Below are 21,456 nucleotides of genomic sequence, written 5' to 3'. Positions count from 1 at the left end.
GATCACCCTTTGACTGCACCGGCGGTGAGACCGGTGACGAGATAGCGTTGCAGGAAGGCGAAGAAGATGCAGACCGGGATCAGCGCCAGCACCGATGCGGCCATCATCTGTCCCCAGTCGACGGCGAATTTGCCGATAAAGGTCAGCAAGCCCACCGCGAAAGTTTTTTGATCCTCGCTGGAGATCAGCATCAGTGCAAAGAGCAGCTCGCTCCAGGCCGCCGTGAAGACGAAGCCGAGCGTCGCACCCATGCCGGGCAGAGTCAGCGGCACGATGACCTGGCGCATGGCCTGGCTGCGCGTGCAGCCGTCGATCATCGCGGCCTCTTCCAGATCCTTCGGGATGCCGTCGAAGAAGGACTGCATCAGGAAGGTGGCGAAGGCGGTGTTGAAGGCGGTGTAGATGATCACCAATCCGGTGAGCGAGTTTGTCAGCCCGATCTGGCCCATGATGCGGTAGATCGGCGGGATTACCATCACCAGCGGGAAAGTCTGGGTAAGCAGAAGCGCAATGGACACCAGCGCCTTGCCACGGAAAGTGAAACGGCTCATCGCATAACCGGCAAGCGTGGCGACCACCGTCACCAGCGCCGCCGTCGCAACGGAAACGATGACACTGTTGAGGAAATAGCGCGGAAAGTCGGAAGCCGCGAGCACTGTGCGGAAGTTCTCCAGCGTCATGCGCGATGGCCAAAGGGTGATACCTTCGGCGTAGAGCAGGTCGCCTGGGGTTACGGAGATTTTCAGCGTCCAATAGATCGGAAAGAGTGCAAAGATCACGTAGACGACAATCGCCGCGTAGTGGCCGACGCCACCCCAAAGACGGGAGGATGAAGAGCGACCGGCGATCATCACATATGCCTCACGAGAGAGCGCCGGATGCCGATGAGGACGAAGGCATAGGCGATGAGCAGGATGAGCAGGAGTACGGCGATCGCCGATGCGTAACCTTTGTCCAACGATTTGAAGGCGCTGACGTAGATATAGACCGGCACGGTGCTGGTCGAACCCGCCGGCCCGCCTTCGGTCATCACGTAGATCAGGTCAGCGAAGGTGGCGATCCAGATGGTTCGCAGCATGACAGTGATCGCGATGGTCGGCGCAAGGAACGGCAGCGTGACCTTGCTGAAGCGCTGCCAGGGGGACGCCCCGTCGATCGCCGCCGCCTCATGCAGTTCGGACGGGATCGATTTCAGCGCAGCCAGCAGCGTAATCGCGAAGAATGGCACACCGAACCAGACATTCGCGACGATCGGTCCCCACATCGCGGTCGAGGGGTCGGAAAGCACGTTGGTCGGCTCAGCTTTCAGCCCAAGAGCATAGAGCCAATGTGGCAGGGGGCCGATAATCGGGTTGAATAGCCAAGCCCAGGTTAGGCCGGAAAGAAATGTAGGGACGGCCCAAGGCAGGAAAACCACCGCCTGTACGACCTTGCGTCCGGTGAACTCCTTGTCGAGCAGCAGCGCGAGGCCGAGGCCAAGAAAAAACTGGAAGAACAGGCTGGCGACGGTCCACCACAGGGTGTTCCATAGCGCCTGATGCAGTACCGCGTCCGAAAACATCGCCTGATACTGGGCGAAACCGACGAATTCCGATTTGAATGCGGAAAACTTGCGGAAGGAATAGCTTATACCGACGATCAGCGGCACAAGCAGCACCGTAACCAGCAGCACGATAGCCGGGCTGAGGTAGAGCCATGGCTCAACGCGCGTGAAGGCACGGCCGTTGCGGCGACGCGGCGGCGGCGCGATGTCTGCGACTGCGTAGGTCATTCTAATGATCACAAATCGGTCAAATCTCAGTGGCCGGAACGCCCAGCATTTGGCGAAGCGATTGCGGGCAAGGACGAGAGACGGCGCATTGCTGGAAGGTTGCCTTCGCCGCCCCTCATGGACCCCTCAGGGCTGTCCCTTAGAGCGGGCGAATGGCTACTTCTTATTCTTTGCCAGCCAGTCCTGTTGCTCCTTGGTCAGGAAGGCAGCCCATTCGTCGGCGACGGTCTTGGCGTCCTTCTGGCCGAGCAGCACTTCCTGGAAGTTCTTGATCGCCACCTGGTCGACGAAGTTGCCGAGATTTTCCAGATGCACCGGCGGCGTCACGAACTCGTACTTCGCCGAATCGTTCAATTCGTCGAACCAGCCCTTGAATTGCTCGGTCGCGAAGTGCGGATCCTTGTCCGCCCCGTTGTGGATCGGGATGACCCCTACCGTCTTGGCCCATTCGAGATTTGCCTCCGGTGCGGTCAGCGCGCCGATCAGCTTGGCGCTTTCTTCCTTGTGCTCGCTGTCGGCGAACATCGACCAACCAGCATAGCCGAGCGTCGGATAGGATTTGCCATTGGGGCCGACCGGCATCGGCGCAACCGCGAAGTCTTCCGCCGGCATCTTCTCCGCCACGCCGATCAGCGCATCTGGATCCTGGTCGAGCATAGCGCAGGTTCCCGAATAGAAGCCCGTGACGATCTCGTTGAAGCCCCAGGACACGCTGTCCTTCGGCGCATAGCCGTTCTTGTAGAGATCGGCCAGCATCTGCAGCCCCTTCACCGCGCCCTCGGAATTGGCGGTCGAGGTGCCGTCCTCGGTGAACTGCGCGCCGTTTCCGGCGGCGATGTTCATGAACATGTTGACGCCGGTATAGGAGCCCGGCCCACCGCGCAGGCAGTAGCCGTATTTGCCCTGGATCGCCGATATCTTCTTCGACGCCTCGACGAACTCGTCCATCGTTGCCGGCGGCTTGTCCATGCCGGCTTCCTTGAACAGCTTCTTGTTCCAGAACATGGCGCGGATATAGTAGCCGTAGGGCAGCATATATTGCTTGCCGCCGGCCACCGAGCCGAAGGTCTTGGCCCGCTCGCCGATCGTGCCAGCGTCCGGCCATTTGGCCATATAGGGTGCGAGGTCTTCAAGCTGGCCGTTGTTGGCATAGAGCGCCAGCCAGCGTTCCGGCATCTCGACCACATCGGGCGTGTCACCTGCCTGCACCATGGTCAGGAATTTCTCAAATGCCTGGCCCCAGGGCAGCGAGACGAGCTCGACCTTGATGCCGGGGTTGGCCGCTTCGAACTCGGCGATCTGCTTCTTCAGCAACTCGGTGCGCGGCGGGCTGGTGATGACCTCGACCATCTTGATCGTGGTGTCAGCCATCGCCGCACTTGCCGAAATCGCCAGGCCGGCCACGGCTGCAAGCAGTGTCTTCAACGTTCCCATGTCTTCCACTCCCATTTCGTTCGACAGGTTTATTTTCTTGCTTTTTCAAGGGCCTGTGCAATGTCGTTCCACAAGTCCTCGACATTCTCCAATCCGACATTGAGCCGAATAGTTCTTGGGCTGACGCCAAAGCGCGCCATGGAATTCACGCCTGGCGTCTGTTCCAACGATGCCTTGGCCGGCACGACCAAGCTCTCATGACCACCCCAGGATACGCCGATGCGGAAGTAGTTCAGCGCATCGGTGAAAACCGCGATGTCGATCTCCTCGGTTACCTCGAAGGAGAAGAGCCCGGCATAGCCGGCAAGCGTCGTCTTGCCAGGGTGGTTCGAATAGACGGGATGATTGACCCGCTCGACCATGCCATGCGCCTGCAGCCGCTCGGCAATGGTGAGTCCGCTTTTCATGTGGTGGGGCAGGCGCAGAGGCAGCGTGCGCAGGCCACGCAGCAGCAGCCATGCCTCGAAAGGTGACAGTTTTCCGCCGAGATAAGAGTAGGTCTGTTCGTTGATGCGGCGGATGTTTTCGGACGAGCCGGCGACCACGCCGGCAACGGTGTCACTGTGGCCGCCGAGATATTTGGAGGCCGAATGCAGCACCAGATCGACCCCATGAGCGATCGGCTTCTGGAAGATCGGGGTTGCCCAGGAATTGTCGATCGTGGTGACGATGCCGTGCTCTTTCGCCAGCCGGGTCAGATGCGGCAGGTCCTGTAGCTCGAACATCATCGAGGTCGGGCTTTCGAGATAAAGCAGCTTAGCGCCCGGCAGCGCGGCAGCGACAGCGTCGGGGTCAGAGCCGTCGACATAGTCGACCGTGATGTGGAGGCGTGGAAACAGCCGTTCAAACAGGCGATAGGCGTCGCCGTAGCAGTTGCGCACCACCACGATACGGTCGCCCGCGCCGACAAAGGCCAGCACGGTGGCGCTGATCGCTGCCATGCCGGACGAGAAACCGCGCGCCGCCTCGGCGCCTTCGAGCGCCGCCACACGTTTTTCGAACTCCATGACGGTCGGGTTGTCGCCGCGCGAATAGATCGGCTGACGGCGTTTGCCGGCAAAAGTGTCGGCCATCTCCGCATAGCTGGCGAAGGTGAAGAGCGAGGTCTGGTAGATCGGAGGAACCACTGCGCCGCCGACGAACGGGTCGTCATGGGCGAGCAGCGTGGCTGCCTCGGCAATGGGATCGCTATCGAGATACGGGCGATGGTCGTTCATGCGTGTCGTGCCTGGTTGCGTGCTGCTTCGCCGCGCCGCAAATCAGCTTCGACGGTGGCAATCAGTTTCAGGGCTTCGGCGCGTGCGCCCTCGGCGTCGCGGGCTGCGATGCGCTCGTAAATGGTGCGATGGTAGGGGAACGAGGCGTGGCCAAAGTCGCGCACGCCGAGCGGATGCTCCCAGAAGCGATGGAACATTTCATGCATGGCAGCGATCAACTGCTCGAACAGCGGGTTTCCGCTCGCCCGGTAGATCGCCTGATGGAATTCCCAATCTTCTTCCGATGACATGCCAGCACGGCTGTGGAATGCCTCCTCCATCACCTCAAGCTTGCGTTGGATGAAACTGAGCTCTTGCGGGCCGGTGCGTACGGCGCACAGGGCGACGGCCTCGGCCTCGAGGGCGCGGCGCACTTCCAGTGTTTGCATGAGGCTGGCGAAATCGTTGCCGCCAGCAAGTGTCAGCGGCATATGCAGCATATGCGGGGAAACAGCTGCCTTCAGGAAAGTGCCGCTGCCCTGCAGACGCTCGACGAGACCAAGTCCTTCCCAGCGCGTCAAGGCTTCTCGGACCGTGTTGCGACTGACCTTCAGCCGCTCGGCCAGGATGCGCTCCGTAGGTAGCTTGTCGCCCGGCTTCAGCCCTTCCTGCTGAACGAAACCAGCCAGAGCTGCCAGCACCGCATCGTCGCGCGCCGTTGTCTGGATCGGAGGAAGGCGAACCTGGCTCATTTGATATCCAAATGGATCAATGGTCCAACCAATTGCATGGTGGAAAAATGGAGTCAACCGCCGATTGGTGCTCAAGCGGGATTGGGAAACCTGTGAGAACTTATGAAGCGCATGTTCGGGTGGCCTCAATCGCCCCCGCATCCTCCACCACAACTGCTGCCGCAGCCGCCGCCACCACCACAGCCGCTATTGCTGTCGGACTTCTTTCGGCGACCTTTGCTGGGGCTCAAATATTCAACCGCCATAATCGCAACAGCGACAAGGGAGAAAACCATCGCGACGGATGATTGGCCACCTTCACTGGTTACAACCAGAGCCAGGGCAATCAGCAAAAGAAGCCCTGCGAGTATGAGAGGGATGTCGATGCCCAGGATCGTTGAGGATGCGTTGCCATTCTGGGTTGCTTCATTGAAGCGCAGTTCTGGCGTCGGCCAGATGTCGGATGGCGGTTCGGTGTTGAATTCCTCGGCGTAGCGCTCCTTGGTGCGCTGGTATGCATATCGGAATCTGATGTCCTCAGCAGCGCCGCCTTCTGTCGGCGTATGGTGGATTTCCCTGCCGAGTGTCGCGGCGCAGAAATCGTCCCAATATTCACGCGTGTAGACGAGGTGCAGATGCCAGACTTCGTCGACCTCTTGCGAGGGTGTGAGTGTCTCGTTCGAGACGCAGATCAGATAGATGAATTTCTTATATTCCTCGATTGCCTGCCGTGAAAACTCTAAGGTCCATCCGTTTTCTTGGGCGAGCCTTGCCGAGAAGGGCAGGCTGACAGAAGGGTAATCGAGATCATAGGCCTGTATGCGATTCCAGAGTTCAGGATCGCTTGGCTTCCGCATGAACACTCCCATCGGTGTTTATCGACAGGACTATTATAGCAGATGGGGCACGTTGCCCCGGCAAGCTGTCAAGCCCGACCGGCGTATGGGTTTCTGGAGAGGCAGGAAAGATGGTCGGAGTGGCAGGATTCGAACCTGCGACCCCCTGATCCCAAATCAGGTGCGCTACCAGGCTGCGCTACACTCCGAGGCCGCGTGTTGCCTAGTGGGTCGCACGCCGCAAAGCAAGCCCTAAAACCATCGGTCTTGCGGTTATTTCCATTGCGCAGTAAGCACCGAGGAGAAAACGGCGTCATGCCGAGCAACGAGGTTTCCATGTCCGCACGCATCTTCAGCCCAGCCAAGACCGCTATGCAGTCCGGCAAGGCCAGAACTGGCAACTGGGTGCTGGAGTTCGACCCGGAAAAGCCGCGCAAGATCGATCCTTTGATGGGTTATACCACCTCAGGCGACATGAAGAGCCAGATCCGGCTTTCCTTCGAGACGCGCGAGGAAGCGATTGCCTATGCCGAGAAGCAGGGCCTTGCGTTTCGAGTTGAAGAGCCCAAGGAAACCAAGCGCCGGCAGATTTCCTACTCGGACAATTTCCGCTATGACCGCCGCACCCCGTGGACGCATTGATTGCTGATTGTTCGGCATACGTCGTCGACAGCCCGCTTTGACTTTGCTACCCCCAGTGGGGTTAGCCAGCGGTCCCGTAGCTCAGCTGGATAGAGCACCGGCCTTCTAAGCCGATGGTCACAGGTTCGAATCCTGTCGGGATCGCCATATTTTTCAATGGCTTACGCTTCGCACCTGAAAGCGAAAACACGTCCCGCTACGCCATCGTGGCGTCTTGATCAGTCGTCCGCGACCATCGCATCGATCACCTCTCGGCCCGTATGCTGTGGGCTGATCAGTTTTTCCAGATCGAAGCCTTGGCGGCGGGCTTCCTCCAAATATTCCATTTTGGTCTCTTCGGAAATTTTCGGCTGCCGGGCGAGGACCCAAAGATACTTGCGATCTGGAGTGCCGACCAAGGCCGTACGATATGCGGGGTCGATCTTCAGAACCCAATAGTCGCCCTTTGTAAAAGGCAACCATCGGACGAATTCCGGGAGGAACGTCACCTTCAGTTGTGCATTCGAGGTTCCAGCGACAGGCGTCGCCTCGCCGACAGCCTGTGCAGGCGAGCCGTCCTCGTCAAAACAGCGATTGTCGACGCGAACGGTGCCGTCTTCATTGAGCGAATATGTAGCCGTAATGTCTGTGGCGGTTTCATCCTCCCACTTCAGCGGCAGGCGGCATATTTCATACCACCGCCCAAGATACTTCTTGAGATCCAGGTGGGGAACGCTCGTCACAACGGCCATATCTTGTTCTCCAGTGCTCGCATTCAACGCGGCCGGTTTTCACGAGTTCCAGAGGAGAGGTCGATGGCTGGCTATGGGAAGCGGCGATGGTTGGCAGGTTGGCTTGCTGCCAACGGCTACAGCCTAGCCGCGGAGAAGCGCTCCACGGCGGACCTCGCGTGTGATCGGATTGATGAAATTGAGCGCCTGTTGAGCCAGGGCGTTGCCCTCATCGGAGCTCTGCTTGCACCGCGCTGGGAGGCGAAGCCGCTTTTCTCGCTGGGGACTGGTTTGGGCTGAGGATAGAATGAGACTGGATACATCGAAACCGGTCCGAAGGCCCGGTTTCGATGTATTTTGGCGCGCGTAGTTCGTGCTCGACGAAAGTCAGGCTGCGTCGTTCGAACGTTTCTTTTTTTCGTTCGTGCGGGTGGCGCTCTTTTCCCGCTCCCGCTTCTTAACGATCTCCTGCAGGATCTGATATGCGGCCTCTGCTTCGCTTTTGCTCAATCCGGCAAGCAGTTGATTGGCAAATACCACGGGCTGATCGGTCTCGTTGTCCCAGATCGTCCAGAGATCCGTCGGGTCCAGCACTAACTCAAAACGTTCCTTCACAATCGCCTCCGTTTTCCCCACGCCTGGCACGGCGAGAGTGGTGCGCGATTCTGTTCAACGAAACATGAGTAAAATCAGTAGGATAAGATTAGAATTTTATCGAATGATCGAGTTCGCCGGCAAATTGGCCAGGCAATCTTGATCAATGGCTAAAGATCAACGAAACAAATCCGCCGGCATGGCGCTCAAGACGGCCGGCAAGATCGAGCTCCAGCAGAACCATCGCGACCTGGGCCGGATGCAAGCCGGTGTGTCGGATGATTTCATCAATATTTACAGGAGCTTGCCCTAGAGATTCGATGACGCGTTCGCGTTCATTTTCGCTAGGCGGTGGTGTCGCCGAAAGATCCGAAGGTTCTTCCAAGGACGTGTTCGATCTGAAGCGCGTGCCGATCAACGGTTTCAGTGCATTAAGTATGTCTGCGGTTTCGGTCACGAGAGTGGCGCCATCCTTAATAAGACCATTCGTGCCACGGGCGCGCGGATCGAGCGGAGAACCAGGGACGGCAAACACCAGGCGGCCCATCTCCGTGGCCAGCCGCGCGCTGATCAGCGATCCGGAACGCTCTGCAGCTTCGACCACGACAAGCCCGTATGCCAGGCCCGCGACCAGCCGGTTACGCCGCGGGAAATCCTGCGCGCGAGGCTGCCAGCCGAACGGCATTTCGGAAATCACAGCGCCGCGTTCTGCAATCTCGTCGCTCAGCCCGGCATTCTCAGGCGGATAGACCTGGTCGAGCCCGCCTGCCAACACGGCGATGGTACCGGTGGGAAGACTGCTCTGATGCGCCGCGGTGTCGATGCCCCGGGCGAGGCCGGATACGACTGCATAGCCTTCGCGGCCTAATTCTGCCGCCAGCATGCGCGCCATCTTGATGCCGGCGATCGAGGCATTGCGTGCTCCGACGATGGCGACGGTCGGCAGAGCGAAGACAGCGCCGGGGCCTTTCATGGCAAGGACAGGTGGCGGATTATCCATATGCTTGAGCAGAGGCGGATAGTCTGGTTCACCGATGCAGACGAAGCGTGCGCCGGCGCGCCTTGCTGCCTGCATCTCCGCCTCGATCTCGGCGACGGCCGGGATCCTGACCATGCGGGTGGCGCCACCTGAAAGCGTCAGTTCAGGCAGGATTTCAAGTGCTGCTTCGGCCGAGCCGAAACGGTTGACGAGATCGCGGAAGGAGGCCGGCCCGACATTCGGTGTGCGGATAAGGCGCAGCCAATTCAGCCGTTGCCGGTCGCTGAGGCGCAGCCCGACAACGGGCCTGCTCATCCTTTGGCCCCGATGCGGCCCTCTGTGCCAGCTCTCAGCCGTTCGATGTTGGCGCGATGCTTATAGAAGATCAGCACGCTCATCAGGGCAAATGCCAGTGCGTATTGCGCGTGGCCGAGAAAGAACAGCGCGATTGGCACGACGACGCAGGTTACGAGCGCGGCCAGCGAGGAATAGCGGAACAACACCGCCATGGCGAGCCAAACGGCCGCAAAGATCAGTGCCACTTGCCAGGCCAGGCCGATGAGCACACCAAGGTAGGTCGCAACGCCCTTGCCGCCCTTGAAACCGAGCCAGACCGGGAAAATGTGCCCAATGAAGGCGCCAACGCCAGCCATCGCGCCAGCTTCCGCGCCGTAGCTCGCGAAGATCAGTGCGGGAATGGTGCCTTTCAGCGCATCAAGCACCAGTGTGGCTGCAGCGAGGCCTTTGTTACCGGTGCGCAGTACGTTGGTGGCGCCGATATTGCCGGAACCGATGCTGCGCACGTCGCCAAGGCCGGCTGCACGAGTCAAAAGCAGCCCGAAGGGGATCGAACCGCACAAATAGCCGACGATCGGTGCAAGAATAGAAATCAGCGACATTGATCCCCCGTTGCCGCGTGCCCGCCGAGCGTTAGTTGGTAAATACTGTGCGGCCCGCGACCAACGTTTGCAAGACCTTGCCCTGCAGCCGTGCACCTTCGAAGCAGGTGTTTTTTGAACGCGAGCGGATGCCGGCCTCGCTGACAATCCAGGGTTCGTCGAGGTCGACGAGGGCGAGATCCGCCGATGCGCCGGGCTTCAGCGTGCCTCCCGGCAAGCCGAACAGCCGGGCTGGGGCAGTCGAGAGCACTTCGACCAGCCTCAGCAGCGACATGTCCTCGTTGTGATAAAGGCGCAGGGCGACAGAAAGCAGCGTTTCCAGCCCAACAGCCCCTGCTGCGGCGTCCGCGAACGGCAGCCGCTTGGTGTCGACGTCCTGGGGATCGTGCGAGGAAACGGCGATGTCGATCGTGCCGTCTTTCAGCGCTTCGATCATGGCCGACCGGTCCTCCTCGTTGCGCAGCGGCGGTGCGAGGCGGAAGAAGGTGCGGTATTGCCCGACGTCGTTTTCGTTGAGCGCCAGATTGTGGATGGCCACGCCGGCCGTCACACGGGCGCCGTCTGCCTTGGCGCGGGCAATCGCGGCGGCCGACATCGCAGTCGAGATCTTGGCGGCGTGGTAGTTGCCTCTGGTCAGGCGGGCGAGGGCGAGATCACGTTCCAGCGGGATCAACTCAGCTTCGCGCGGAATGCCGGAGAGGCCGAGCCAGCTGGCGTAGAGCCCTTCATTCATGACGCCAGCCGAAGCAAGGTCGGCATCCTGTGTTTCATGTGCGATGACTGCGCCGAAGTCCCGGGCGTAAGTGAGCGCACGCCGCATCACCAGCGCATTGGCAATGGTATGGCGGCCATCGGTGAAAGCGACGGCACCGGCCTCGCGCAGCAGGCCGAATTCGGTCATCTCACGGCCGTGCAGGCCCTTGGTGACTGCGGCGGCAGGGAAAACGTTGACGCTTGCCGTGTCGCGGGCGGTGCGCAGCACGAATTCGACCAGCGCTACCGTGTCGATGGTCGGATCGGTATCGGGCATCATCACCAGCGAGGTGACGCCGCCGGCGGCAGCCGCCTGGCTTGCCGAGTGGATGGTTTCGCGGTGCTCGCCGCCGGGCTCGCCGATGAAGACGCGCGCATCGACGAGACCTGGGATGATCGCTTTTCCGGTACAGTCGATGACGGTAGCGCCGTCCGGAGTGCCCTGATTGAGCGCTTCAGCACCGGCGGCGACGATCGTCTTACCATGGACGATGACCGTGCCGATCTCATCCATGCCACGCGACGGGTCGATGATGCGCGCGCGCTGGAAAACCGTCTTGCTCATGCGCCGCGACCTTCCTGATTGCGACGCGGGTCCAGTAGCGCTTCCATCACCGCCATGCGCACGGCGACGCCCATCTCGACCTGCTCCTGGATGACGCTTTGCGGCCCGTCAGCGACTTCCGAGGCGATCTCGACGCCGCGATTCATCGGCCCCGGATGCATGACGAGCGCATCATCCTTTGCGGCCTTCAGTTTCTCCGCATCCAGGCCGAAATAACGAAAATACTCGCGCACCGAAGGCACGAAAGCACCTTCCATACGCTCGCGCTGCAGACGTAGCATCATCACCACGTCGGCATCCTTCAGGCCTTCGGCCATCGACGGTGCGACGATGACGCCCATGCGTTCAATGCCGGAAGGGAGAAGTGTTGACGGCGCGACGACGCGTACCTGGGCGCCCAGCGCATTGAGCAGGATGATGTTGGAGCGGGCGACGCGCGAATGCAGGATGTCGCCGCAGATCGCCACGATAAGCTTGGAAAGCGGGCCCTTGGCGCGGCGGATGGTGAGCGCGTCGAGCAGTGCCTGCGTGGGGTGCTCGTGCGTGCCGTCGCCGGCATTGACGACGGAACAGCCCACCTTCTGCGCAAGCAGCGCGGCTGCGCCGGCCGACTGGTGGCGGATGATTAGGATGTCGGGGCGCATGGCGTTCAACGTGATCGCCGTATCGATCAGCGTCTCCCCCTTCTTTACCGACGAGGACGCGACCGACATGTTCATGACGTCGGCGCCAAGCCTTTTTCCCGCGAGTTCGAAGGACGACTGCGTGCGGGTCGAGGCTTCGTAGAAAAGGTTGATCTGCGTGCGCCCGCGTAGCGTCGACGTTTTCTTTTCGGACTGGCGCGAAATCGCCACTGCACGGTCGGCGCGTTCCAGAAGGATCTCGATGTCGGTGGGAGAAAGGTCGCTGATGCCCAGAAGATGGCGGTGTGGAAACAGCGGAAGGGACGAAGCGTCGGTCATCTCAAGGCGCTGCTATAGGGCGGGTACGATCCTCCCGCAAGCGCCTGGAATGGAAACCGCGGCTTTCCACCGGTATTTTCGTCGCCTATGCGCGACAGCTTCGTTATAAACCGGCGGCGGTCCCGGATTCGAAGAGACTGACAGCGGAGCGATACGAAAGGGAAAGCGTGGCCGACGACGTGATAAACCAGCCGCCGCCGCTTGCCGGCGGCAATGCCTGGCGAGGCGACCCGCTTCTGATTCAGCTGGCCGAGCGGTTTTCCGAGCCTGTTCGCAAGGATCTCGATCAACTCGGCCGCTTCGTGCTGACGCAGGAAGCGCAGGATCTCGCACGACTGGTCAACATCGAAACGCCAAAGCTCAGAACGCATGATCGCCAGGGCCGACGCATCGATCTGGTCGAATATCATCCCGCCTATCACGCTTTGATGCGCCGTTCGGTCGCCAATGGCCTGCATTCGTCCGTCTGGGAAAACGGCGACGCAGAAATCGGTCGCCGCCACCAGATACGGGCGGCACGGTTCTATCTCACCGCAGAACTGGAAACCGGGCATCTCTGCCCCATCACCATGACCAGTGCTTCACTGGCCGCGCTGATGGCCAACCCGAAGATATTCCGCGAATGGGCACCGCGCGTGACAACGCGCAAATACGACCAGGCGCAGAAGCCTCCGGTTGAAAAGACCGGGCTGACGCTCGGCATGGGTATGACCGAGAAGCAGGGTGGCACCGACGTCCGCGCCAACATCACCAAGGCGGAGCGCGCCGGCTCCAGCGGCTTCTACCGATTGTCCGGTCACAAGTGGTTCATGTCGGCACCGATGTCTGATGCATTCCTGGTGCTGGGACAGGCTTCGGAAGGACTGTCCTGTTTCCTGGTGCCGCGCATTCTCGGTGACGGCTCGGGCAACGGTTTCCGTTTCCAGCGTCTCAAGGACAAGCTCGGCAACCGCTCAAATGCCTCATCGGAGGTGGAATTCGAAAATGCCATCGGCGAAATGGTGGGCGAGCCGGGGCAGGGCATCAAGACCATCATGGATATGGTCACGCTGACTCGCCTTGACTGCGCAGTCGCTTCCGCTGCGATCATGCGGGCAGGGCTGGCAGAGGCGGTTCACCACACCCGTCACCGCAAGGTGTTCGGCGCCAATCTGGTTGACCAGCCGCTGATGCAGCGCGTGCTTGCCGATATAGCGCTGGATGTTGCCGCTGCCACGGCGCTCTCGTTCCGCCTCGCGCGTTCGTTCGACGAAGCGGCCGCGGATCGCGGCGAAGCGGCCTTCGCGCGCGCCATGACGCCTGTGGTTAAATACTGGGTCTGCAAGATTGCGCCGTCGGTGCTTTACGAGGCGATGGAATGTCTTGGCGGCAACGGCTACGTCGAGGAAGCGCCGTTGGCCCGCTATTATCGCGAGGCACCGGTCAACGCCATCTGGGAGGGATCAGGCAACGTCATGGCGCTCGACGTGCTGCGCGTGCTCGGACGTGCGCCGGCGCTGTTCGAAGAGGTTTTGGCTGGCATCGACCGTGACCTTGGTGCCAACGGGCATGGCACGATCGGTGTACTCAAGGCAGCTATGCAGGTGGCTTCGACCGACGAGGGCTCCGCACGGTTCTTGACCGAACAGCTGGCGTTGGCGGCGGCCGCCGCCGAGCTGAAGCGGCTGGGGGCAGGGCGCATCGCCGATGCCTTCATCGAGACCAGGCTGGCCGGCCAATGGCGCACGACTTATGGCATGCTCGATTCGCGTCATGACGCCCGCATGATTCTCGACACGCTTTATCCGGTGACGAGCTAGCGGCTCAATCCTTGGGGCACTTTCCGTCTCCTGTCGAGAGGGGCTGTTGTCCACAGGGATGCGTCCGCGATCCGGCTGTTAACCTTAACAAATGGTTTCCATTGCGGTGAAGGGCGGCAAGCGCCACTGTCTCTTCTCAATCGTGGGAAGACCATGCGTAGTCCGTCGCAACCGCTCGAAAGCCAGGAAAAGACCGCCCATCGGGCGGTGGGGGTCGAGCCATGGGCAGGTCTGCGTTTCCCGGCGGCAGGAAAGGCTGGCTGATGCGCGCCTTGTTGCTGCTGTGGATCGTACCGCTGAGTTTGTTCTGGGGTTGGTATTTCCTGTCGCTCAACGACATGAACTTCGGTTACGTCATGTTGAGCCGACAACTGCACGACCTGGTTTTCCAGCTTTACGGCGAGATCCTTGGCGTCGATCCCGGGCTGATTCCGGGAATGGTTGCCAAGGCCTGCGTCTTCGATTCCTTTCTGGTCGCAGGTATTGTGGCTTTCCGTCGACGCCGCCAGATCGCCGCATGGTGGCGTGAGCGGCGTGCCGGCAAACCTCCGCTCAGCCGGATCGAGCGAGTGTTCTCAGACGGTCCAAGGCTCCCTGCAGAATAAAGGCAGCCGCGGCTGAATCGATGCGCGTCTCGCGCTTGGCGCGCGAAACGTCCATTTCGAGCAAAGCGCGTTCCGCCGCGACGGTCGACAGGCGTTCGTCCCAGAAAATGAAAGGCAGCGGGCTGAGCGGCGCCATATTGCGCACGAAGGCGCGCGATTTTTGCGCGCGCGGTCCTTCGGAGCCATCCATGTTGATGGGCAGGCCGATCACGATAGCAGCGACATTGTCCTTGCCGAGAAGCGCCAGCAGTGCCGCCGCGTCGAGCGAGAACTTCCTGCGCATGATGACGGGGCGCGGATGGGCGAAGGACAGGCCGCGATCGGAAACTGCGACGCCGATCGTCTTGTCGCCCAAATCAATGCCTGCCAGCGTGCCGCCGTTCGCCAGCAGTTGGGGCAGTTCTTCGATTGCGATGGTGCTCAAGCGCTTTCCTTTGACATGACCAGCCGCCGTTCTATTTTCCTGTCATCATAAAATCGAGGAGAGGCTGATGAAACTCACCTGGTACGGGCACTCGGCATTTCGTGTCGAGGCAGGCGACGCGACGATCCTGATCGATCCCTTCCTGGTGGGCAATCCCTCTTGGGGAGGAGGATGGGAAGGGGTGGCCCAAGGTGCCACCCACGTTCTGCTGACCCATGGTCACGACGATCACGTCGGCAGCTCGGTGGACATACTGAAGAAGAGCGGGGCCATGCTGGTCGCCAATTTCGAGATATGCATGCATCTGGTCAGCAAGGGCGTATCGGGCGACAGGATCAACCCCGGCAACATCGGCGGCACTGTCGACTGCGGCGGCTTCACCACCACGTTTGTGCAGGCCTTGCATTCATCTTCGCTGTCGGGCGAGGCCGGCGCCAACACCTATCTCGGCAATCCCGGCGGACTGGTGCTGCATTTTCCCGACGACCAGACGCTCTACCACATGGGCGATACCGACATCTTCTCCGACATGGCGCTGATCAATGAACTCCACGAGCCTAAGATCGGCCTTGTGCCGGTCGGCGACCGCTTCACCATGGGCGGCGCGGTGGCTGCGCTTGCCTGCCGGCGTTTCTTCAAGTTCGACACCGTGGTGCCTTGTCATTTCGGCAGTTTTCCGATGATCGACCAGTCGGCGGACAAGTTCGTGGCGGGAATGGAAGGTTCTGGTACGAAAGTAGCGCTGCCACAGGTGGGAGAGACTATTTCACTTTAACGCTGTCCCGATCCGTACCGATCCAGGTTGCGCGCAGGACGGCGCGCGGCTATAGCCGCCTGATCTTTTCCGACACGATCGCCGAGGCGCCCATGTCCGTTGACATCCAAACCGTCAAGCGCGTCGCGCGCCTTGCCCGCATTGCCGTGAGCGAGGACGACGCTGCACGCATGACGGGCGAGCTGAACACCATTCTCGGGTTCGTCGAGCAATTAAACGAAGTCGACGTGACCGGCGTGGAGCCGATGACCTCGGTCACGCCGATGGCCATGAAGAAACGCGAAGACGTGGTGACTGACGGTAACAAGGCTGTCGACATTGTCGCCAACGCGCCGGCGACAGAAGAAAACTTCTTCCTTGTACCGAAGGTGGTCGAGTAGCCGACAGAACCCGGTTCTGAATTCGGCCATTCCAGATTTACGAAAAGAAGCTTGCCTGATGAGCGACCTGACCAGACTGACCATTGCCGAAGCACGCGCCAAGCTGCGGGCCAAGGAGATTTCAGCAACGGAGATCACCGACGCCTATCTTGCGGCGATCGATCAAGCCAATCCGCTGCTCAACGCCTATGTGGCGGTTACCCACGACAAGGCGCGCAACATGGCCAAGGCTTCCGACGCTCGGATCGCCAAGGGCGAGGGTAAGGCGCTGGAGGGTATTCCGCTCGGCATCAAGGATCTGTTTGCCACGGAAGGTGTGCACACGCAGGCTTGCAGCCATGTGCTGGACGGTTTCAGGCCGCGTTATGAATCGACCGTGACGTCCAATTTGTGGGCCGACGGTGCCGTGATGCTCGGCAAGCTCAATATGGATGAGTTCGCGATGGGCTCATCCAACGAGACTTCCTATTACGGCCCAGTGATCAATCCTTGGCGCCGTTCGCGTGTGCAGACAACGGTCAAGCCAACGTTCCATGACGGCAGTGCCGGCTTCATCAAGCCGGGCGGCGTCGAGGAAAACCGCAGCTATGATAACATGCAACTGGTTCCAGGCGGTTCTTCCGGCGGTTCGGCCGCGGCAGTTTCGGCATTCCTGTGTGCCGGCGCCACTGCCACCGATACAGGCGGTTCGATCCGCCAGCCGGCGGCCTTTACCGGCACGGTCGGCATCAAGCCAACTTACGGCCGTGTATCGCGCTGGGGTGTCGTAGCCTTTGCATCCTCGCTCGATCAAGCGGGACCAATTGCGCGCGACGTGCGCGATGCTGCTATCCTGTTGAAATCCATGGCGTCGGTGGATCCTAAGGACACGACGTCCGTCGACCGTCCAGTGCCGGATTATGAAGCCGCACTCGGCCGACCGATCAAGGGCATGAAGGTAGGCATTCCGAAGGAATACCGTGTCGACGGCATGCCGCAGGAGATCGAGGCGCTGTGGCAGCAGGGTATCGCCTGGCTGAAGGAGGCGGGTGCCGAGATCGTCGACATCTCGCTTCCGCACACAAAATATGCACTGCCGGCTTATTACATCGTTGCGCCTGCGGAAGCCTCGTCGAACCTCGCTCGCTACGACGGCGTTCGCTACGGTCTTCGGGTGCCGGGCAAAGACATTGTCGATATGTACGAGAAGACCCGAGCCGCCGGTTTCGGCCAGGAGGTCAAGCGCCGCATCATGATCGGCACATATGTGCTCTCCGCCGGTTACTACGATGCCTATTACCTGCAGGCGCAGAAGGTTCGCACCCTCATCAAGAAGGATTTCGAAGACGTTTTCGCGGCGGGTGTCGATGTGATCCTGACGCCTGCGACGCCGTCTGCCGCATTTGGCGTGGCCGATCAGGATATGGCTGCCGATCCGGTCAAGATGTATCTCAACGACGTCTTCACCGTGACGGTGAACATGGCTGGCTTGCCAGGCATTTCCGTACCGGCCGGCCTCGATTCGCACGGCCTGCCGCTCGGCTTGCAGCTCATCGGACGGCCATTCGACGAGGAGACGCTTTTCCAGACCGCCCATGTCATCGAGAAGGCCGCCGGTCGCTTCGAAGCCAATCAGTGGTGGTAAGCGGTCGAAATTCCCGATCTTGGACTGAATTCCAAGACGGAACAGTTGTCATTCCGCAGTTTCGCCTGAATCCCAAGAAAGCACTGGCTTAGGTAGGGGCGAATCCCCGCCTGTCGAGGGAGGACTGGGGTTCGGCCTTCGGACACGACTGGGGCCGTCTGATGTTCTTCTTTCTTTCCAAAGTTTTCTGGTTTCTTGCTCAACCACTCAACCTGGCGATCCTGCTATTGCTCGCCGGTCTCGTCGCTGGTTTCTTCGGCAGCCGCAGGCTGCTGAAGACCGGTGCTTTCCTGGCGACACTCATCCTCGTCCTGTCGGTATGGACATCGTTCGGCGCGATGATCATGACACCGCTGGAGGAGCGCTATCAGCGCCCGGCCGCGCCACAGAATGTCGACGGTATCGTCGTTCTCGGGGGAGGCATGGAAGGTGCGATCAATCTGGCCCGTGGCGGTTATGAACTCAGCACTGCTGGGGATCGTTTTGTCGAGACTGCGATCCTTGCCAGGCGTTATCCGGGCGCCAAAGTGGTGGTTTCAGGCGGCACCGGCGAATTGATCCTCGAAGGGGAGGGCGATGCCATCACCGCGAAACGGCTGCTGACCGCGCTTGGCGTGGCGCCGGAACGGTTGGTGCTGGAAAGCGAATCCCGCAACACCTATGAGAATGCAGTCTTCACACGCAGGCTGGTGACGCCGAAAGGGGGCGAAACCTGGCTCCTGGTGACGTCGGCCTTCCACATGCCGCGTTCCAAGGCACTGTTCGACAAGGCCGGTTTCGAAACTCTGCCATGGCCGGTTGACTACCGCACGTCCGGTCGCGAGGGCATCGGCCTTTTCACGGATAACCCTGTCGATTCACTGAAGACGACCACCATGGCGATCAAGGAGTGGATCGGCCTGTTTGTCTACTGGGCTACCGGCAAGATCGATCGCTTGTATCCGGGGCCGGCTTAGAGCGGTTTCGCGGAACTCAAAACCGCGGCGCGGGCGTTCGAGAAGAATTGGCGCCGCACCAGAACCGCCAGAAGAATCAGAGTGGTGGCAGCGAACACGCCGGCGTTTGCAAACCAGCCGAGATAGGCAAGGGAGAAGAAGATGCCACGCAGGCCGGCGTTGAAGTGCTTGCCGGCGAGAATGTTCATCTTGGCCGCCCTCATCACCGCAGCTTCGGTCTCATGCGGGGCTACGATACCTTCCTGGGTGGTCGGCACCGCGCCGATGAGGATCGAGCAATAGTTGAAGAGCCTGTATGACCAGCCGAACTTGAAAAACGCGTAGGCGAGGAGAGCGATCAAGCCGACAATCTTCGCCTCGAACACGCCTTGCGGTGGCGTGCCGACATAGGGAAGCGTCGATACCACCGCCAGCACATGGTCGGAGGCGCCGAGCAGCGCGAAGCAGCCGCCGATGGCGAAGATCGAGCTGGAAGCAAAGAACGCAGTGCCTTGCTGCAGGCCAATCATGATCGAGGTGTCGATCATGCGCAGTTCGCGCTTGGCCATGGTGCGCATCCAGGCTTCGCGCTGTGCATTCATCGCCGTGGTCAACGAAATCCGTTGAAAGACCTTTCCGTCGGCGGCGAGTGCAAAGAACACCCAGACCCCGAGGAAAAGACCCAGTGCCAGAAGATCATTCAGCGAAAACAGAAAAGAATCGCTCATAGACACTATCTAATACATAGAACGCCATGGAATGCCCTATCCTGCCACGCTTGCGTGTCGATGTCGCTTGCAGTGAAACAGGTGTCGGGCGGCGCCTAGCGCGCCAATGGCGAATAGCGGAATGATCGATCAGAGTGGGCCAGTCATCTGACTGCGCCCGAGGAGCTTGGAAGCGTGTTTCTTTCGGTTTTCGACCTGTTCAAGATTGGTATCGGTCCCTCGAGTTCGCACACGATGGGGCCAATGACTGCGGCAGCGCGCTTTCTCGAAGAACTTGAAAGCAATGAGTGGCCGCGTCCAGCGGGCGTGAAAGTGGAGCGGGTTGGCGCCAGCCTGCATGGGTCGCTCGCTTATACGGGCATAGGACATGGCACGGACCGTGCCGTGATCCTTGGATTGGCTGGCCAGATTCCGCAGACCGTCGACCCCGACAAGGCGGAGGCCATCATCGCTGCGGTGACGGCCGAGAAACGCGTTTCGCCACCTGGGCGCTCGTCCTACCACTTCGACCCGGCCAAGGACCTTGTGCTCGACAAGAAAACGCCATTGACCGGTCATGCGAACGGTATGGCTTTTTACGCCTATGACGGGGCTGATCGGCTGCTTTTGAAGCGTATCTACTATTCGATCGGCGGCGGCTTTGTCGTTTCGGACGAAGAATTGCAGCGCAAGAAATCGAGGGGGACCGTCACAACAGAAGGCAAGAAAGTGCCTTATCCGTTCAAGAATGCCGTCGAAATGTTGAAGATGGCCGAGAAGAGTGGACTATCGATTGCCGAGATGAAGCGGGTCAACGAAGAAACGCACATGTCACGCGAGGACCTCGACGCCGGCCTCGATGCGGTATGGAGCGCGATGCTCGGCTGTATCGAGCGTGGCCTGACCCAGGAAGGCATCATGCCGGGCGGGTTGAAGGTGCGCCGACGGGCGCGCCAGCTGCACGACAAGCTTCAGGAGCAATGGCAGCAGAACAAGCCCAATCCGCTGCTCGCCAACGACTGGCTGTCGATCTACGCCATGGCGGTGAACGAGGAGAACGCTGCCGGCGGGCGGGTCGTGACCGCGCCGACCAATGGTGCAGCCGGTACCCTCCCGGCAGTACTGCGCTATTGGCTGCACTTCCATCCCGAGGCCGATCAGGCATCGATCCGAGATTTCCTCCTCACTGCCGCTGCGGTCGGCGGGATCATCAAGTCGAATGCGTCCATTTCCGGTGCCGAGGTCGGTTGCCAAGGCGAGGTGGGGTCGGCTTCCGCGATGGCTGCCGCCGGTCTCTGTGCCGTCATGGGCGGAACGCCGGAGCAGGTGGAAAATGCTGCCGAGATTGCGCTGGAACATCATCTCGGCATGACCTGCGATCCCATAGCCGGTCTCGTTCAAGTGCCTTGCATCGAGCGCAATGCGTTGGGTGCGGTAAAGGCGGTGACCGCTGCATCCCTCGCCATCAAGGGCGACGGCAAGCATTTCGTGCCGCTGGACGCCGCCATCGAGACGATGCGCCAAACCGGGCTCGACATGAGCGAGAAATATAAGGAAACCAGCCTTGGTGGTCTGGCGGTCAATGTGGTGGAATGCTGAGGATCGGCATCTGGCATTGTGGAGAAGTCGTCGAGGCCGTTGACCCGAGCCGTTGGCATACTACCTTCCATCCATGGTTCTCAATCTCATAAAACTCTGCGTCGGCTGCGACAGTGTCGAAGATCTCGAGGAGTGGATCGCCGATCGCCTCGACGACAAGCGCCGGGCGGGCGAGCCGGTGGAGCAGTATCACACCACGCGCATGGTACCGACGAGGGTTGCCGAGATCGTCGACGGCGGTTCGCTCTATTGGGTTATCAAGGGTAGCGTGCAGTGCCGGCAATTGATCACCGAGATCAGGCCGTTCACGGACAAGGACGGGATCGGCCGCTGCCATCTGGTGTTGGATCCTCAGGTGGTTCGTACTGAATGGCAACCGCGTCGCGCGTTCCAGGGCTGGCGTTATCTGAAGCAGGCCGACGCTCCGGTCGATCTCGGCAAAGGCAGGGTAGGTTGGGCGGAAATGCCTCCGAAGCTCAGGCAAGAGCTTGCGGAACTTGGTCTGCTCTGAGGCCGTTTCTCAACTCGTACAGCTG

24 protein-coding genes and 2 tRNA genes are annotated in these 21,456 nt (G+C 60.4%); 11 read left to right on the top strand and 15 right to left on the bottom strand.

Annotation, left to right across the window (positions count from 1 at the left end; all coding sequences use genetic code 11):
• Window positions 1–2 precede the first annotated feature (2 nt).
• The 7 genes from L4923_RS02270 to L4923_RS02240 all read right to left on the bottom strand — a co-directional run bounded on the left by L4923_RS02270 (window position 3) and on the right by L4923_RS02240 (window position 6,177).
• Window positions 3–851 carry a carbohydrate ABC transporter permease gene (locus L4923_RS02270; protein WP_239361776.1) on the bottom strand — a complete coding sequence of 283 codons (849 nt, stop codon included), beginning with the start codon at window positions 849–851 and terminating at the stop codon, window positions 3–5.
• Window positions 851–1,771 carry a carbohydrate ABC transporter permease gene (locus L4923_RS02265; RefSeq protein WP_239361775.1) on the bottom strand — a complete coding sequence of 307 codons (921 nt, stop codon included), beginning with the start codon at window positions 1,769–1,771 and terminating at the stop codon, window positions 851–853. Before L4923_RS02265 ends, L4923_RS02270 begins: the two co-directional genes overlap by 1 nt.
• A gap of 156 nt (window positions 1,772–1,927) precedes the next feature.
• Window positions 1,928–3,220, bottom strand: coding sequence for an ABC transporter substrate-binding protein (locus L4923_RS02260; protein WP_425530891.1), 1,293 nt, complete (start codon window positions 3,218–3,220; stop codon window positions 1,928–1,930).
• Window positions 3,221–3,234: 14 nt separating this feature from the next.
• On the bottom strand, window positions 3,235–4,422 hold the full coding sequence (locus L4923_RS02255) for a PLP-dependent transferase (RefSeq protein ID WP_239361773.1): 1,188 nt from the start codon (window positions 4,420–4,422) through the stop codon (window positions 3,235–3,237).
• Window positions 4,419–5,153 carry a FadR/GntR family transcriptional regulator gene (locus tag L4923_RS02250; protein WP_239361772.1) on the bottom strand — a complete coding sequence of 245 codons (735 nt, stop codon included), beginning with the start codon at window positions 5,151–5,153 and terminating at the stop codon, window positions 4,419–4,421. Before L4923_RS02250 ends, L4923_RS02255 begins: the two co-directional genes overlap by 4 nt.
• A 125-nt stretch (window positions 5,154–5,278) precedes the next feature.
• On the bottom strand, window positions 5,279–5,989 hold the full coding sequence (locus L4923_RS02245) for a glycine-rich domain-containing protein (protein ID WP_239361771.1): 711 nt from the start codon (window positions 5,987–5,989) through the stop codon (window positions 5,279–5,281).
• 111 nt (window positions 5,990–6,100) lie between these two features.
• A tRNA-Pro gene (locus L4923_RS02240) sits at window positions 6,101–6,177 on the bottom strand.
• A 127-nt stretch (window positions 6,178–6,304) separates the two neighbouring features.
• Between L4923_RS02240 and L4923_RS02235 the strand changes: the two genes are divergently transcribed.
• Window positions 6,305–6,610 carry an ETC complex I subunit gene (locus tag L4923_RS02235; RefSeq protein ID WP_239361769.1) on the top strand — a complete coding sequence of 102 codons (306 nt, stop codon included), beginning with the start codon at window positions 6,305–6,307 and terminating at the stop codon, window positions 6,608–6,610.
• 70 nt (window positions 6,611–6,680) lie between these two features.
• Window positions 6,681–6,757: transfer RNA gene (locus L4923_RS02230), tRNA-Arg, on the top strand.
• A gap of 71 nt (window positions 6,758–6,828) precedes the next feature.
• Here L4923_RS02230 and L4923_RS02225 read toward each other — a convergent pair.
• Window positions 6,829–7,341 carry a lipocalin family protein gene (locus L4923_RS02225; RefSeq protein WP_239361768.1) on the bottom strand — a complete coding sequence of 171 codons (513 nt, stop codon included), beginning with the start codon at window positions 7,339–7,341 and terminating at the stop codon, window positions 6,829–6,831.
• Between the two features lie 63 nt (window positions 7,342–7,404).
• Between L4923_RS02225 and L4923_RS02220 the strand changes: the two genes are divergently transcribed.
• Window positions 7,405–7,620, top strand: a complete 216-nt coding sequence (locus L4923_RS02220) for a hypothetical protein (protein WP_239361767.1) — start codon at window positions 7,405–7,407, stop codon at window positions 7,618–7,620.
• 87 nt (window positions 7,621–7,707) lie between these two features.
• Here L4923_RS02220 and L4923_RS02215 read toward each other — a convergent pair whose 3' ends face one another.
• The 5 genes from L4923_RS02215 to L4923_RS02195 all read right to left on the bottom strand — a co-directional run bounded on the left by L4923_RS02215 (window position 7,708) and on the right by L4923_RS02195 (window position 12,072).
• Complete coding sequence (locus L4923_RS02215; protein ID WP_239361766.1) at window positions 7,708–7,935, bottom strand: hypothetical protein; 228 nt, start codon at window positions 7,933–7,935, stop codon at window positions 7,708–7,710.
• A 142-nt stretch (window positions 7,936–8,077) separates the two neighbouring features.
• On the bottom strand, window positions 8,078–9,208 hold the full coding sequence (gene dprA, locus L4923_RS02210; protein WP_239361765.1) for a DNA-processing protein DprA: 1,131 nt from the start codon (window positions 9,206–9,208) through the stop codon (window positions 8,078–8,080).
• Window positions 9,205–9,792 carry a glycerol-3-phosphate 1-O-acyltransferase PlsY gene (gene plsY, locus L4923_RS02205; protein WP_239361764.1) on the bottom strand — a complete coding sequence of 196 codons (588 nt, stop codon included), beginning with the start codon at window positions 9,790–9,792 and terminating at the stop codon, window positions 9,205–9,207. Before plsY ends, dprA begins: the two co-directional genes overlap by 4 nt.
• A 31-nt stretch (window positions 9,793–9,823) precedes the next feature.
• Window positions 9,824–11,110, bottom strand: coding sequence for a dihydroorotase (locus L4923_RS02200; RefSeq protein ID WP_239361763.1), 1,287 nt, complete (start codon window positions 11,108–11,110; stop codon window positions 9,824–9,826).
• The gene (locus tag L4923_RS02195) at window positions 11,107–12,072 is read right to left on the bottom strand and encodes an aspartate carbamoyltransferase catalytic subunit (RefSeq protein WP_239361762.1); all 966 of its coding nucleotides are present in this window, start codon (window positions 12,070–12,072) and stop codon (window positions 11,107–11,109) included. The genes L4923_RS02200 and L4923_RS02195 overlap by 4 nt, the downstream gene beginning before the upstream one ends.
• A gap of 167 nt (window positions 12,073–12,239) precedes the next feature.
• On the opposite strand from L4923_RS02195, the gene L4923_RS02190 reads away from it, so the two are divergent.
• Together L4923_RS02190 and L4923_RS02185 are read left to right on the top strand one after the other, a co-directional pair.
• Window positions 12,240–13,871 (top strand): DNA alkylation response protein, encoded by a 1,632-nt coding sequence (locus L4923_RS02190; RefSeq protein ID WP_239361761.1) that lies wholly within the window; start codon window positions 12,240–12,242, stop codon window positions 13,869–13,871.
• Between the two features lie 263 nt (window positions 13,872–14,134).
• A complete protein-coding gene (locus L4923_RS02185; RefSeq protein ID WP_239362055.1) occupies window positions 14,135–14,476 on the top strand; it encodes a DUF6105 family protein in 342 nt (113 codons plus the stop codon).
• Here the strand turns inward: L4923_RS02185 and ruvX are convergent.
• On the bottom strand, window positions 14,424–14,900 hold the full coding sequence (gene ruvX, locus L4923_RS02180; RefSeq protein ID WP_239361760.1) for a Holliday junction resolvase RuvX: 477 nt from the start codon (window positions 14,898–14,900) through the stop codon (window positions 14,424–14,426). The genes L4923_RS02185 and ruvX overlap by 53 nt on opposite strands.
• 67 nt (window positions 14,901–14,967) lie before the next feature.
• On the opposite strand from ruvX, the gene L4923_RS02175 reads away from it, so the two are divergent.
• The 4 genes from L4923_RS02175 (at window position 14,968) to L4923_RS02160 (ending at window position 18,635) form a co-directional block, all read left to right on the top strand.
• The gene (locus L4923_RS02175) at window positions 14,968–15,675 is read left to right on the top strand and encodes a metal-dependent hydrolase (RefSeq protein ID WP_239361759.1); all 708 of its coding nucleotides are present in this window, start codon (window positions 14,968–14,970) and stop codon (window positions 15,673–15,675) included.
• Window positions 15,676–15,767: 92 nt separating this feature from the next.
• Window positions 15,768–16,055, top strand: coding sequence for an Asp-tRNA(Asn)/Glu-tRNA(Gln) amidotransferase subunit GatC (gene gatC / locus L4923_RS02170; RefSeq protein WP_239361758.1), 288 nt, complete (start codon window positions 15,768–15,770; stop codon window positions 16,053–16,055).
• A gap of 58 nt (window positions 16,056–16,113) precedes the next feature.
• On the top strand, window positions 16,114–17,679 hold the full coding sequence (locus L4923_RS02165; RefSeq protein ID WP_239361757.1) for an amidase: 1,566 nt from the start codon (window positions 16,114–16,116) through the stop codon (window positions 17,677–17,679).
• A gap of 161 nt (window positions 17,680–17,840) precedes the next feature.
• A complete protein-coding gene (locus L4923_RS02160) occupies window positions 17,841–18,635 on the top strand; it encodes a YdcF family protein (RefSeq protein WP_239361756.1) in 795 nt (264 codons plus the stop codon).
• On the opposite strand, the gene L4923_RS02155 is transcribed toward L4923_RS02160, so the two are convergent.
• On the bottom strand, window positions 18,632–19,342 hold the full coding sequence (locus tag L4923_RS02155; RefSeq protein ID WP_239361755.1) for a DUF599 domain-containing protein: 711 nt from the start codon (window positions 19,340–19,342) through the stop codon (window positions 18,632–18,634). The two genes, L4923_RS02160 and L4923_RS02155, sit on opposite strands and share 4 nt — an antisense overlap.
• A gap of 174 nt (window positions 19,343–19,516) precedes the next feature.
• Between L4923_RS02155 and L4923_RS02150 the strand changes: the two genes are divergently transcribed.
• Window positions 19,517–20,920, top strand: a complete 1,404-nt coding sequence (locus L4923_RS02150; protein WP_239361754.1) for an L-serine ammonia-lyase — start codon at window positions 19,517–19,519, stop codon at window positions 20,918–20,920.
• A 73-nt stretch (window positions 20,921–20,993) separates the two neighbouring features.
• Window positions 20,994–21,431, top strand: coding sequence for a DUF1489 family protein (locus tag L4923_RS02145; RefSeq protein ID WP_239362054.1), 438 nt, complete (start codon window positions 20,994–20,996; stop codon window positions 21,429–21,431).
• Window positions 21,432–21,456: the final 25 nt, after the last annotated feature.

This window comes from Terribium retamae (genome assembly GCF_022347545.1).
Classification (GTDB): Bacteria; Pseudomonadota; Alphaproteobacteria; order Rhizobiales; family Rhizobiaceae; genus Mesorhizobium; species Mesorhizobium retamae.
The sequence above is the reverse complement of the archived record's forward strand: the minus strand, read 5'-3'. Positions and strand labels throughout refer to the sequence as shown.

What these genes read in the sequence shown, in the direction of transcription:
- L4923_RS02175 (WP_239361759.1), top strand. Translation starts at nt 14,968, where the DNA reads ATGAAACTCACCTGGTACGGGCACTCGGCATTTCGTGTCGAGGCAGGC.
- L4923_RS02225 (WP_239361768.1), bottom strand. Translation starts at nt 7,341, where the DNA reads ATGGCCGTTGTGACGAGCGTTCCCCACCTGGATCTCAAGAAGTATCTT.
- L4923_RS02185 (WP_239362055.1), top strand. Translation starts at nt 14,135, where the DNA reads ATGCGCGCCTTGTTGCTGCTGTGGATCGTACCGCTGAGTTTGTTCTGG.
- L4923_RS02195 (WP_239361762.1), bottom strand. Translation starts at nt 12,072, where the DNA reads ATGACCGACGCTTCGTCCCTTCCGCTGTTTCCACACCGCCATCTTCTG.
- L4923_RS02220 (WP_239361767.1), top strand. Translation starts at nt 7,405, where the DNA reads ATGGCTGGCTATGGGAAGCGGCGATGGTTGGCAGGTTGGCTTGCTGCC.
- L4923_RS02165 (WP_239361757.1), top strand. Translation starts at nt 16,114, where the DNA reads ATGAGCGACCTGACCAGACTGACCATTGCCGAAGCACGCGCCAAGCTG.
- L4923_RS02235 (WP_239361769.1), top strand. Translation starts at nt 6,305, where the DNA reads ATGTCCGCACGCATCTTCAGCCCAGCCAAGACCGCTATGCAGTCCGGC.
- dprA (WP_239361765.1), bottom strand. Translation starts at nt 9,208, where the DNA reads ATGAGCAGGCCCGTTGTCGGGCTGCGCCTCAGCGACCGGCAACGGCTG.
- L4923_RS02145 (WP_239362054.1), top strand. Translation starts at nt 20,994, where the DNA reads ATGGTTCTCAATCTCATAAAACTCTGCGTCGGCTGCGACAGTGTCGAA.
- L4923_RS02160 (WP_239361756.1), top strand. Translation starts at nt 17,841, where the DNA reads ATGTTCTTCTTTCTTTCCAAAGTTTTCTGGTTTCTTGCTCAACCACTC.
- L4923_RS02200 (WP_239361763.1), bottom strand. Translation starts at nt 11,110, where the DNA reads ATGAGCAAGACGGTTTTCCAGCGCGCGCGCATCATCGACCCGTCGCGT.
- L4923_RS02250 (WP_239361772.1), bottom strand. Translation starts at nt 5,153, where the DNA reads ATGAGCCAGGTTCGCCTTCCTCCGATCCAGACAACGGCGCGCGACGAT.
- L4923_RS02260 (WP_425530891.1), bottom strand. Translation starts at nt 3,220, where the DNA reads ATGGGAGTGGAAGACATGGGAACGTTGAAGACACTGCTTGCAGCCGTG.
- plsY (WP_239361764.1), bottom strand. Translation starts at nt 9,792, where the DNA reads ATGTCGCTGATTTCTATTCTTGCACCGATCGTCGGCTATTTGTGCGGT.
- L4923_RS02265 (WP_239361775.1), bottom strand. Translation starts at nt 1,771, where the DNA reads ATGACCTACGCAGTCGCAGACATCGCGCCGCCGCCGCGTCGCCGCAAC.
- L4923_RS02155 (WP_239361755.1), bottom strand. Translation starts at nt 19,342, where the DNA reads ATGAGCGATTCTTTTCTGTTTTCGCTGAATGATCTTCTGGCACTGGGT.
- L4923_RS02270 (WP_239361776.1), bottom strand. Translation starts at nt 851, where the DNA reads ATGATCGCCGGTCGCTCTTCATCCTCCCGTCTTTGGGGTGGCGTCGGC.
- gatC (WP_239361758.1), top strand. Translation starts at nt 15,768, where the DNA reads ATGTCCGTTGACATCCAAACCGTCAAGCGCGTCGCGCGCCTTGCCCGC.
- L4923_RS02255 (WP_239361773.1), bottom strand. Translation starts at nt 4,422, where the DNA reads ATGAACGACCATCGCCCGTATCTCGATAGCGATCCCATTGCCGAGGCA.
- L4923_RS02245 (WP_239361771.1), bottom strand. Translation starts at nt 5,989, where the DNA reads ATGCGGAAGCCAAGCGATCCTGAACTCTGGAATCGCATACAGGCCTAT.